Raw genomic sequence first — 13,144 nt, forward strand, 5'->3', positions numbered from 1 at the left:
GCAATGGTCCGTTCGTCTATCGGTTAGGACGCCAGGTTTTCATCCTGGTAAGAGGGGTTCGATTCCCCTACGGACTACAATGTTTTTACTGAAACACTAAATCAGTTAATGGTCCGTTCGTCTATCGGTTAGGACGCCAGGTTTTCATCCTGGTAAGAGGGGTTCGATTCCCCTACGGACTACAAATTAGTTTTGAAATAGTTTTATAAAACAAAAAATGGTGTCTCCTTTTTTGTTTTGTTAGTTAAAACTGAAGTGATTGATTTTATTAAAATTCAATTGTGGGAGGTTTTTCTTGTTTTTACTAATAAGTAAATAAAGTTATTACAATTTAAAAATTAAGAAAATGGCAAATCATAAGTCAGCTTTAAAAAGAATTAGAAGCAACGAAAAAAGAAGAGTATTAAATAAATACCAACACAAAACTACACGTAATGCTATTAAAGCAATTCGTTTAGCAACTGTAAAAGCAGAAGCTGCTGCAAAATTACCTACAGTTATTTCAATGATTGACAAGTTAGCTAAGAAGAACATTATCCACGCTAACAAAGCTTCAAACTTAAAATCTAAGTTAACAAGATTAGTTGCTAGTTTATAATTAGTAATTTAAGATATTTTAAAAGTCCTGATGAAAATCAGGACTTTTTTTTGTTTAATATGTTTTTGTATATATGATTTTTTAATATTTTGCGTTTATAAATAAATGTAAGATTGTATTTAATAAATAATAAGAAGCTTGATGAAAAGATTTTTAATTATCGTGTTGGTTATTTGTAATCATTCCTTTGGGCAAGTGTCTAAAGAACTGACAAAAACTTTGGAGCCAGTTGAGAAATATTCCTATTTTTTTTATTTGAATGAGAGTTTAGAAAAAATTGAAGATAAAGTTCAAAAAATCGCAAAATCTGATGAGTTAGAATTTTTAGCTTTAAAAGGAAAAACAGTTTATGTCAAAGCTGTTGCGATTAGAGCTTTAATAAATAGAGATGATGCAAAAATTATTAATGTGTTTAAAAAGACTTTGGTAGCTAATGATTCTATGTATTATGAAGATGAAACATCTTCAAGGTCTTTGGTTGGTTTTTATTTTGAATGTTTGTCATATTATAGTGAAGTCCTGAAAAAAGAAAGACAAGATGAAATTAAATCTGAATTAACTACTGTTTTATTGGAAAACCCTTCTGGAAATTTGAAATATTTAAATGAAATTTCATCTCAAATTCCAACAAATATCAGTTATTACAAAAAAATAAAAGATTTAGTTATATCAACACGTTCAGAGGCTTTGTTGTTTACGTTGGCTAAATATCAAAACAGAGAAGATATTGAATTGATTAAAAGTTTTAAAGAAGATGCTTTTGATGCGATTAGAAAATTTCCAGATGAAAGTTTTTTTTATTTACTTGAAGAGTATTTGAATAGTTATGATGATCTCTTTTATCAATTTGCACTTTCTGAATATTGCAGTGAAAAATCAGGAGATTTAATCTCTAAAATTATTGATTTTAAACTTGAAAACCTTAAGAATGGTACTTGTGACGAACGCTTTTGTTTAAAATCTCTTTATGGTTTTGTTTCTTCGAATGATTGTGAATTTCATTTGACTAAATTAGAGAAATTATGGTTGTCTCATAAAATACTTTCTTTTGATGTTTTAGGAAATTACCAAAAAAACCACAACAATACTGAAACTGCTGATTTTATTTTGTCGGGATTAAATGTAATTGGTAATGCGGAATTATTAATTAATGAAAATAAAGAATCAGAAAGAGATTTAGTTTTTAGTCCTGAAAAAAAGTTTGTTAAGCTTTTAAAAGTTTTGAAATCATTGTCTTTGGAGAAATATCAATTAGCATTGTCTAAAATTATTTTTGAAATTGATGATTTAGAAATGCATAGTTTTATTGTTGAATTAAATGATAAAAGTAGTTTAATAAATCAAAGAGGAAATTTAATTAAGAAAATGGAACTTAATGAAACCGCATATGGACTTTTGGTAATGATGGATGGAATTAAAGAATTAGATGATAAAAAGTTATTTGAAGATTGTTTTGAAGTAATTAAGAAACGAAGAAATGAATTTAAAAAATTTGAAGTTTGGGAAGAAAAATTTCAAGAATTTTTAAAAGATAATAAGTTAAAGCTTTAATTTTTTGTTCTGAAATACTAAATTTCTAATCTAGCCGTGGGTGTAGCGGCATCCTTTTGTTTAATTGTTCCTAAGGCAATTAAATAAAAGATATAGCGGAACACGCGACTGTTAGTGTATTGAAAATGAATAGTTCTGCTCCTAAATTTATTAAAATGTAAACAAAGCAAATAGTTGTTTGAATATCAAGATAATAAACGTACCTTTGCGCTTTCAAAAAAAGTATATATGTCATCTATTAGAAACATTGCAATTATTGCCCACGTTGACCACGGTAAAACTACATTGGTTGATAAAATTATGTATCACTGTCAATTGTTCCGTGATAACGAAAATACTGGAGATTTAATTTTAGATAATAACGACTTAGAGCGTGAAAGAGGAATTACTATTACTTCTAAAAACGTATCTGTTTCTTACAAAGGAACTAAGATTAATATTATTGACACTCCAGGTCACGCCGATTTTGGTGGTGAAGTAGAGCGTGTATTAAACATGGCCGATGGTGTATGTTTGTTAGTAGATGCTTTTGAAGGACCAATGCCACAAACTCGTTTCGTATTACAAAAAGCTATCGATTTAGGTTTAAAACCTTGCGTAGTTATTAATAAAGTGGATAAAGAAAACTGTACTCCAGAAGAAGTTCACGAAAAAGTATTCGACTTAATGTTTGAATTAGGTGCTACGGAATCTCAATTAGATTTCCCTGCTGTTTATGGTTCTGCTAAAAACAACTGGATGTCTGATCATTGGGAAAACGTAACGGATAACGTAGAAGCGTTATTAGATATGGTTATTGAGCACGTACCAGCTCCAAATGTTGGACAAGGAACGCCTCAAATGTTAATTACATCTTTAGATTTCTCTGCATTTACAGGTCGTATCGCGATTGGTAGATTAGAAAGAGGTGAATTAAAAGAAGGAATGAACATTTCGTTAGTAAAACGTGATGGTTCTATTACAAAATCAAAAATTAAAGAATTACACACTTTTGAAGGTTTAGGTCGTAAGAAAGTAGAAAGTGTAATTGCTGGAGATATTTGTGCAATTATTGGTGTTGATGGTTTTGAAATTGGTGATACTATTGCCGATTTTGAAAATCCAGAAGCTTTAACTTCAATTGCTATTGATGAGCCAACAATGAGTATGTTGTTTACAATTAACGACTCACCATTCTTTGGTAAAGAAGGAAAATTTGTAACGTCTCGTCATATTAGAGAAAGATTAGAAAAAGAATTAGAGAAAAACTTAGCTATGAGAATGGGTGAGACTGATTCTGCTGATAAATTCATGGTTTTCGGACGTGGAGTATTACACTTATCTGTTCTTATTGAAACAATGAGAAGAGAAGGTTACGAATTACAAATTGGACAACCACAAGTTATCATTAAAGAAGTTAATGGTGTTAAATGTGAGCCAATTGAAGAATTAACAATCGATTTACCAGAAAGTTTATCAGGTAGAGCTGTAGAGTTTGTTACTTTACGTAAAGGTGAAATGTTGAGCATGGAAACTAAAGGGGAACGTATGATTATTAAATTCAATATTCCATCTCGTGGAATTATTGGATTACGTAACCAATTACTTACTGCTACAGCAGGTGAGGCTATTATGGCACACCGTTTTATTGGATACGAACCTTACAAAGGTGAAATTTCTGGACGTAACAAAGGTTCATTAATTTCTATGGAAAAAGGTAAAGCTATTCCTTATTCTATTGATAAATTACAAGATAGAGGTAAGTTTTTCGTGGAACCAAATGCTGAAATTTACGAAGGTCAGGTTATTGGTGAAAACTCTCGTGGTGATGATATGTGTGTAAACGTAACGAAAGAGAAAAAACAATCTAACGTTCGTTCATCTGGAAATGATGAAAAAGCAAGAATTATTCCTCCAGTTATTTTCTCATTAGAGGAAGCTTTAGAGTATATTCAAAAAGATGAATATGTTGAGTGTACACCTAAATCTATTCGTTTAAGAAAGATTTATTTAACAGAAACAGAAAGAAAACGTTTTAAAATATAACTTTTATATAAGTAAAATACTAAAGCCATCAATTCAAGTTGATGGTTTTTTTATTGGGTAAAATAAAAAAAAAAAGATGGATAATCATTTTTTTTTGTATTTTTAAACACAATTTTTAAACAAATAAAAATGAAAAGAATAATTTTTGCCTTAAGTGTTTTGATACTAATTTTTACCTCTTGTTCTACTAGTGATGAAGCATTAGTAAACGAGCCTTCACTACCTTCAGGTTTTTTGAAACAAGTAATTGAATCAGGAACAGGAGGTGCAACAAGTACGTTTACTTATAGTGGAGCTAAACTTGCAAATGTAGTATCAGGTACTGAAAAAACAGTTTACACATATACAGGCGATTTGATTACTGAAATAAAAGTTTATGAAGGATCTGTGCTTATGGAAACAATAATATATCAATATGCTACAAATGGAAACCTAGCAATGTCGAAGAATACTAATTCATCAGGGAATTATGTTAAAAATACTTTTACATATAATACTGATGGGACAATTTCATACGTCAAAGTTTCTGGAAACGCTACAACAACACAAATAACACCTTATTTTACAGGTAAAGTATATTTTACAAATGGTGATGTTACAAAAGTCTATATTGATTATGGGCCTGGCAATCAATCCTTTAATACGACAGAAACTTATACTTACGATACAAACATTTCTCCTTTCAAAAATGTAATAGGTTTTGAAAAAATAAATTTAGCGGAAGAATTAACAAATAATTTTGATTTTGGAATTAATCATAATATTCTAACATACAAGCATAATGTAACTTTGTTGACAAGTAATGTGTTTGCATATAATACATCAAATTATCCAACACAATTAACACAAACTTCTATGGGGAATGTGAGTACAAAACAAATGTCGTATTATTAATTTTAGCTAAAAAATTTATTTAACGTAATCGGACAGAAAACGTTTTAAAATCTAATTAGATTTTTTATAAATATATTAAACCACGAATTTCATTTGATATTCGTGGTTTTTTTTATTCCTCTAATTAATATTTTGTAAGAAATCATAAAATCAATATGTAAAAACCCTAACTTTGTTATTCAAAAACCTTGAACCATGGAAATTAAATTAAAAAACGGAATTGATAGATTAGAGTTTGGTATGACTCCAAAATACGTGGAAGCCTTGTATGGTAAACCAAGTAAAACATTTAAAGATGACGAAGATAATACCATTTATGTGTACAATAAAGAACGCATGAAACTTACTTTTTATGTAGAAGAAGATTTGAAATTAGGTTATATTTCTACTTCTAATCCAGAAATTACTTTGTTTGGATCTAAAGTTATTTCTACGCCTTGGGATGTTGTTAATGGCGATTTGGCTATAAATAAAATCACAGACTTTGAAAAAGATTCGGAAGAAGGTGTAGATAGTTATTTTAATGAAGCTAACTGGTTGTTTTTACAAGTAGATTACGATGAGGTTGTTGAAATTGAGATTGGAGCTATTATTAATGATAACGACGAATTTGAATGGAAGTTTAAAGGATAAATTTCTGAATAAAAAAAAACGACAAACTCTAAATTAGTGTTTGCCGTTTTTTTTTATAATTTATTTGGTTACACTACTTTCTTTTGTGAAACATATATAAAGTAAAATCCGATAAAAATAAACGGAATGCTTAACCATTGTCCGGTAGATAAGGCATTAAATATGGAGTATTCTTCAAAACCACCTTGGCTGTCTTTTACAAATTCAACAAAGAAACGAACAGACCAAAGCAACACTAAAAATGTTCCAAATAATAATCCTGGTTTGTTTCTCGCGTCGGTTTTCCAATACATATAAGACAAGATTAAGAATACTGGAATGTATAATAATGCTTCAAACAATTGAGCAGGATATCTGTATGGAATTTTCTCTAAAATATCTTTAAACTGAACATCTTTTGCAATCGCATTATATGCTTGTGTTCCGTCTGGAATATTTGTCAATTGAGAGGCCAATTGTGGTGGTAAATTATCTTCGCCTTTGATGAATTTCATAGCCATGAAACTCTCTTTAGAAGTCACTTTTCCGAAAATTTCAGAATTCATAAAGTTTCCTAAACGGATGAAAATCGCACCTGAAGCCACAGGAATTACAATTCTATCTAAAATCCATAATAACGGACGTTGTAATACTTTCGTTTTAATGTAATACATTGTAATGATGATGGCAATTGCCGCACCATGACTCGCTAATCCACTAAAACCAGTAAAATGAAATTCGGGTTTAGTGCTAAATGGTAACAAAACACTTAATGGGTCTTGTGTGAATAATTCGGGTTGGTAAAAAATAACATGACCTAAACGTGCTCCAACCATTGTAGCAACAATTGTGTAAACAAATAAATTGTCTAATTTTTCTATAGATTCATTTTCTCTTTCAAAGATAAATTTCGTAATATACCATCCTAATGCAAAGGCCACAACCCATGTTAAGCTGTAAAAACGAATCATGAAAAAACCTAAATCGATACCTTCTGTTGGATTCCAAATCATATTATATTTTTTTGTTTATGAGTTTAAATGTTTATAAGTTTAAAAGGTTTTGTGTTTATTTTTTATGCGTTTAAAAGGTTTGTGTTTCAAATTTAACTTTGTCAAAATCTCCAAGTCACCAAATCTCCCTTTCTCAAGATCAAGGAACCGGATCGTAACCACTTCTTCCCCAAGGATGACAACTGGCTATTCTTTTAATCGCAAGCCAACTTCCTTTTAATATGCCATGTTTTTCTAATGCTTCTTTACTGTAACTTGAACAAGTAGGAGCGAACCTACAAGTTGCTGGAGTTAAAGGCGAAATTACGATTTGATAAAACCGAATGATCATGATAAACGGAAAAATTAAAATCTTTTTCATAATTTATATTTCGTAAATCGTAAATCCAAAATCGTAATTCGTAAATTACAAAGAAAAGCTCGTTCCTTCTTTTCCGTCTTTTAATTGAATATCTAAAACGGCTAATTTATCTCTAATTTCATCAGATAAAGCCCAGTTTTTATTCGCTCTAGCTTCCATTCTCATTTCGATAAGCATTTCAATAACGCTTCCTAATTTATTGTTATTTCCTTCCGCTTTTTTATTCGTTAATCCTAAAACATCAAAAACAAAAATATCTAAAGTTGCTTTTAATTCAGCTAAATCAGCAGCAGAAATCGTTTCTTTTTTATCGTTTAATACGTTGATAATTCTAACCGCTTCAAATAATTGTGCGATTAAAATCGTAGTATTAAAATCGTCATTCATAGCGTCATAACACGCTTTTTTCCAAGTAGCAATATCAACAGTAGAAGTAGCGCTAGTTTCAATTTTCGATAAAACATCCATAGCTTCCATCAAACGATTGTAGCCTTTTTCACTCGCCACCATTGCTTCATTTGAAATATCTAAAACACCACGATAATGCGCTTGCATAAAGCAAAAACGCACCACACTTGGATCAAATGCTTTTTCGAAGAAATCATTTTTACCATCTAATAATTCCATTGGTAAAATATAATTCCCAGTACTTTTGCTCATGCGTAAACCATTCATCGTAAGCATGTTGGTATGCATCCAATAGTTTACAGGTTTGTGTCCATTACAAGCAGTTCCTTGTGCGATTTCACATTCGTGATGCGGAAATTTTAAATCTAAACCACCACCATGAATGTCAAAAGTTTCACCTAAGTATTTTGTACTCATGGCAGTACATTCTAAATGCCAACCAGGAAAACCAGCTCCCCAAGGCGAATTCCAACGCATAATATGTGCTGGAGAAGCATTTTTCCAAAGAGCAAAATCTTGTGGGTTTTTCTTTTCCGATTGCCCGTCTAAATCTCTTGTATTGGCTAATAAATCTTCAATATTTCTATTGTTTAATTCGCCGTAATTTAAACCACGTTTGTTATATTCTAACACATCAAAATAAACCGAACCCTGACTTTCATAAGCAAAACCAGTTTCAATTAATTTTTGAGTTAATTCAATTTGTTCTAAAATATGTCCCGTTGCCGTTGGTTCAATAGTTGGAGGTAAGAAATTGAATGTTTCTAAAACTCTATGAAAATCTACAGTATATTTCTGTACAATTTCCATTGGTTCTAATTTTTCTAAACGAGATTGTTTTACAAATCTGTCATTATCTACATCACCATCATCTGTTAAATGTCCGGCATCTGTAATATTTCGTACATATCTAACTTTGTAACCTAAATGCAATAAATAACGATAAATCATGTCAAAACTCATAAAAGTTCTCACATTTCCTAAATGCACATTACTGTAAACCGTTGGTCCACAAACATACATACCAATTTGACCTTCGTGAATCGATTTAAAATTTTCTTTTTTTCCCGATAAAGAATTATACACCTGAAGTGGATTGGTTTCGTAAAGTGGCATTTTGTTTAGTTTATGTTTATTATTTTTTTTGGAGCTTTATCCTGCTTTCCGTTACAATCTTTTAAAACTGTTGCCTTCGAGAGCCTCAGGCAACAGTTTTAAAAGGATTTTCACTGCAATCAGGGCTAGTTAAAATCTCGTATCTAATTTAATATAGTCTAAGAATTCTCTTTTTACTTTTTCTTCTTTAAATTTTCCGCCGAATTCAGAAGTAACAGTGCTACTTTCAATGTCTTTAATTCCACGAGAATTTACACACATGTGTTTCGCATCAATTACACAAGCTACATCTTCCGTGTTTAAAACTTCTTGTAATTCTTTTACAATTTGAATCGTTAAACGCTCTTGAACTTGTGGTCTTTTTGCATAAAACTCCACAATTCTGTTCATTTTAGATAAACCAACAACCGTTCCGTTTGAAATGTATGCAATATGAGCTCTACCATATATAGGAAGTAAATGATGTTCACAAGTAGAGTATACTACAATGTTTTTCTCCACCAACATTTCGCCATATTTGTATTTGTTGTCAAAAGTGGAAGCGCTTGGTTTTTTATTTGGATTTAATCCACCAAAAATTTCTTTCACAAACATTTTTGCGACTCTATTAGGCGTGCCTTTCAAACTGTCGTCTGTTAAGTCCATACCAAGAGTTAGCAAAATGCTTTCCACGTCTTTTTTTATTCTTGTAATTTTTTCCTCGTCAGAAATATCAAAAGCGTCCTCTCTAACTGGATTATGTGTACTTGTGGCAATGTGATTGTTGCCTATTTCGTCGTTATGTTCTTCGTTATTAATCATCATACCTATAATTTGCAAATTACTGCAAATATATACATTTCTGAATAAATTAGTTTTATAAAGTTTTGAAAGTAAATTTTAAATTTAAAGTAAGAATATTTTTCAACAAGTCGTTAAAATACATATTAATCCGACGAAAAACAAGCATTTTTGTTAAATTGTCGTTTTATTAATGAAAAGTTAATTTTTTTTTTATTTTTGCTATATAATAACCAACAACACACTACTAAAAATTATATATAAAATGAAAAAATTTCTACTATTATTTTTTGTCTTTTTAAGCATTAATTCCATTTATTCACAAGCAACTTGTGCAACAGCTGATCCAATATGTGTAGGTAGTGTTATAGCACCGCCAAGTGGATTAAATAATCCAGATTTTGGAGCAATAGGTTGTAATACGTTAACAACTAATGCATCATGGTATGTATTTAAAGTTGGAACTTCTGGGAATATTGATTTTAGTTTACACCAAGGTAATAACGCTCCATTATATAATAATAATGATGTTAATTTTGTTTGTTGGGGACCTTTTACAGATAATTCAAATTGTACAGAATTATATGATTTTCCTGATGGAAATTTAAATGGAGGAGTAAATAATATTGTAGCCTGTAGTTCTTCTGTATTGTTTACAGAAAACTTCACAATTACAGGTGCAGTTGCACAAAATTATTATGTTTTATTAGTTACCAATTTAACTAATCAACCAGGTACGTTTGTATTAGAACAATTAAATACAGCTACGGCTGGTGCAGGTTCTACAGATTGTAGTATCATGTGTGGGGTAAATTTAGGGCCTACAGCAAGTACTAATTACCCAAGTTCGCCTGCAATTAATACCGTTTCATTATGTAGTAACAATGTAACTTCTTATGTTTTACATTGTAATTTTGAGGATACTCCTGCAAATGCAGCAACGTTATCTTATCAATGGTATTTAGGCGGTGTTTTACAGCCCACTTTAACCACAAAATCAATAACAATTACACAAGCTGGAATTTGGAAGGTCGTTGTTACCCATCCTAATTGTTTAACTACTTCTGAAGATTCTGTAATTATTGCAGTAACTCCAGATAATACAGTTACAGGTCCGACTAACACAACTGTATGTAGAAATACACCAATTGCGCCAATTATTACTCATACTACAACTGGAGCTACTGGTATTGGACCAGCAACTGGACTGCCTCTGGGAGTTACAGCTTCTTGGTCAGCTAATACAATAAGTATATCAGGTACTCCAACAGTGGCAGGTACTTATAATTATTCAATTCCATTAACTGGTGGATGCGGAACAGTTAATGCTACAGGAACTATTGTTGTTAAATCTGTTAACACTGTTACGCCTGTTACTGTTTCACATTCCGTGTTTTTAAATGAAGAAATAGAACCAATCGTTTTTTTTACTCAAGGTGCAACTGGGATTGGAACTCCAATAAATTTACCTCCTGGGCTTACTGCCGTATGGTCAGGTAATTTAATTACTATATCAGGTATTCCTACAACGGTTGTTGGAAGTCCTTTTTCTTTTACCATCCCTCTTTTAGGAGGTTGTGGTAATGTAAATGCTACCGGTACAATTTGTGTTGGTCCAAAACTTCCTCCAATATGTGGGGGTAATATATCTCCAAGACCAAGTAATGCAGGTCCTAATTTAGGTTCTCCTGGATGTTTGGGGTCTGCTCCAAACGCAAACTGGTTTGCTTTTCAAGTTGGAGAAGCAGGAACTTTAACTTTTAATTTGCACCAAGGAAATAATCCTCCAGCACTTAATAACTTAGATGTAGATTATATTTGTTGGGGACCATTTTCAGATGAGGAAATGGCAGGTGGATGCACGAAATTGTCAGATTATAATGCTCCTGTCGCACCAAGTAATATTGTAGGTTGTAGTTATTCTGCATCTCCTACTGAAAACATAACAATTACCAATGCTAGTCCAGGAGATAACTATGTTTTACTAATTACAAATTTTTCAGGTCAACCCGCTCAATTTGTAATGACACAAACAAATCTGTCTACAGTTGGGGCAGGAACAACAAGTTGTGACGTAGTTTGTGGTGTTGCTTTAGGGTCAACACCTACGTCTGTTTTTCCAGATCCACCATTAATTAATGAAATTTCTATTTGTGACGTTGCAGTTAATTCTTACACGTTACATTGTAATTTCGAAAATCCACCAGCTAATGCGAATGCTTTAGCTTATAAATGGTATTTAGGTGGTTTATTACAGCCAGGTTATACTACTAAATCAATTACTGTTACTCAATCAGGTACTTGGAGAGTTGAGGTTACACACCCAGATTGTGGATTTGTATCAGATGATTCTGTAATTATTAAATTTGGTGCATTACCTGTTTTAAATCAACCGCCTACGCAATTAGGTCCGTTAGGAGATTGTAATCCAACTTTTGATTTGACATCACTTATTCCAGCACTTTTAGCACCTTTAAATCCTGCGGATTTTTCAGTTTATTTTTTTACTGATTATTTCGATGCTTTAGTATTTGATGGGGTGCCACCAATTATTGGTAATATTACAACTCCTTCAGCTTTCCCTGTGACTACAGATACAGTTATTTATGTAAGAGCTCAAAATAATACTGCTAATTGTCTTGATGAAGCTGATCCAGATGTTATGTCTTTCTTATTAGACGTAAGATGTGATGCAACTGCAACAGGTAATACAATTTGTATTGGAACTACAGGACAGTTGACTTTTACAGGTCCACCAAATGCAGTAGTTACCTTTACACTAGGTTCTAATACATATAATGCTCCATTAAATGCTTCTGGAACTTATGTGTGGACCACTCCTTCGCCATTATTTACAACTACTATATATACATTAACAAATGTTGCTGTAGGTTCAAATAATACACCATTAAGTTCTACAGCTACAATTACTGTAACAAATGCTAATACAGTTGCGGCTGCGTCTTCAACACCTACTTTGTGTGTAAATACACCTTTAACACCGGATATTACACATGCTACTACAGGAGCAACAGGAATTGGAGCGGCAACTGGTTTACCTGCTGGAGTTACAGCTTCTTGGGCAGCAAACTTAATTACTATATCTGGAACGCCAAGTGCTACTGGAACATTCAATTACACGATTCCATTAACTGGAGGATGTGGATTAGTTAGTGCAACAGGAACTATTATAGTTACACCAAATAACACGGTTACTGCAGCGCCTTCAACACCTACTTTATGTGTGAATACAGTTTTAACAGCTATTACTCATACAACAACAGGAGCTACAGGAATTGGAGTAGCAACTGGTTTACCAGCAGGAGTTTCGGCTTCTTGGTTAGGAAGTACAATTACTATATCTGGAACACCAAGTGCAACAGGAACATTCAATTATACAATTCCATTAACTGGAGGTTGCGGAACGGTTAGCGCTACTGGAACTATTACGGTTACACCAGATAATACGGTAGCTGCTGCGTCATCTACACCGACATTGTGTGTAAATACACCACTAACATCAATTACTCACGCTACTACAGGAGCAACAGGAATTGGAGCGGCAACTGGTTTACCAGCTGGAGTTTCAGCTTCATGGGCAGGTGATCTTATTACTATATCAGGAACACCAAGTGCAACTGGTACATTTAATTACACGATTCCATTAACAGGAGGTTGTGGTACATTTAGTGCAACAGGAACTATTACAGTAAATGGAATTAATACAGTTTCAGCAGCTTCAATTACACCAACTTTGTGTGTGAATACGGCTTTAACTGCAATTAC

The 13,144-nt window shown here is 32.1% G+C and carries 9 protein-coding genes, 2 tRNA genes and 1 pseudogene; 8 read left to right on the forward strand and 4 right to left on the reverse strand.

Annotated features, from left to right (window positions below; genetic code table 11):
- Positions 1–5: 5 nt before the first annotated feature.
- From G6N05_RS09905 to G6N05_RS09935, 7 genes are all read left to right on the forward strand, one after another.
- Positions 6–77, forward strand: a tRNA-Glu gene (locus tag G6N05_RS09905).
- Between the two features lie 33 nt (positions 78–110).
- Positions 111–182, forward strand: a tRNA-Glu gene (locus tag G6N05_RS09910).
- A 164-nt stretch (positions 183–346) separates the two neighbouring features.
- Positions 347–598, forward strand: coding sequence for a 30S ribosomal protein S20 (gene rpsT, locus G6N05_RS09915; RefSeq protein ID WP_166127941.1), 252 nt, complete (start codon positions 347–349; stop codon positions 596–598).
- 141 nt (positions 599–739) lie between these two features.
- Positions 740–2,149, forward strand: a complete 1,410-nt coding sequence (locus G6N05_RS09920; protein ID WP_166127944.1) for a hypothetical protein — start codon at positions 740–742, stop codon at positions 2,147–2,149.
- Positions 2,150–2,377: 228 nt separating this feature from the next.
- Positions 2,378–4,174, forward strand: a complete 1,797-nt coding sequence (typA, locus tag G6N05_RS09925) for a translational GTPase TypA (protein ID WP_166127948.1) — start codon at positions 2,378–2,380, stop codon at positions 4,172–4,174.
- Positions 4,175–4,303: 129 nt separating this feature from the next.
- Positions 4,304–5,068: a hypothetical protein gene (locus G6N05_RS09930; RefSeq protein ID WP_166127953.1), complete on the forward strand. Its 765-nt coding sequence runs from the start codon at positions 4,304–4,306 to the stop codon at positions 5,066–5,068.
- A gap of 195 nt (positions 5,069–5,263) precedes the next feature.
- Positions 5,264–5,701, forward strand: coding sequence for a hypothetical protein (locus G6N05_RS09935; RefSeq protein WP_166127957.1), 438 nt, complete (start codon positions 5,264–5,266; stop codon positions 5,699–5,701).
- Positions 5,702–5,769: 68 nt separating this feature from the next.
- On the opposite strand, the gene lgt is transcribed toward G6N05_RS09935, so the two are convergent.
- The 4 genes from lgt to folE all read right to left on the reverse strand — a co-directional run bounded on the left by lgt (position 5,770) and on the right by folE (position 9,379).
- On the reverse strand, positions 5,770–6,693 hold the full coding sequence (lgt, locus tag G6N05_RS09940; RefSeq protein WP_166127962.1) for a prolipoprotein diacylglyceryl transferase: 924 nt from the start codon (positions 6,691–6,693) through the stop codon (positions 5,770–5,772).
- A 139-nt stretch (positions 6,694–6,832) separates the two neighbouring features.
- Positions 6,833–7,054, reverse strand: coding sequence for a membrane protein insertion efficiency factor YidD (gene yidD, locus G6N05_RS09945; RefSeq protein ID WP_166127965.1), 222 nt, complete (start codon positions 7,052–7,054; stop codon positions 6,833–6,835).
- Positions 7,055–7,099: 45 nt separating this feature from the next.
- Positions 7,100–8,578, reverse strand: coding sequence for a cysteine--tRNA ligase (gene cysS, locus G6N05_RS09950; RefSeq protein WP_166127969.1), 1,479 nt, complete (start codon positions 8,576–8,578; stop codon positions 7,100–7,102).
- Positions 8,579–8,707: 129 nt separating this feature from the next.
- Positions 8,708–9,379 (reverse strand): GTP cyclohydrolase I FolE, encoded by a 672-nt coding sequence (gene folE / locus G6N05_RS09955; protein ID WP_166128023.1) that lies wholly within the window; start codon positions 9,377–9,379, stop codon positions 8,708–8,710.
- 244 nt (positions 9,380–9,623) lie between these two features.
- Here folE and G6N05_RS09960 point away from each other — a divergent pair.
- A pseudogene (locus G6N05_RS09960) lies at positions 9,624–13,144 on the forward strand (hypothetical protein); the annotation flags it as partial.

This window comes from Flavobacterium bernardetii (assembly GCF_011305415.1).
Lineage (GTDB): Bacteria > Bacteroidota > Bacteroidia > Flavobacteriales > Flavobacteriaceae > Flavobacterium > Flavobacterium bernardetii.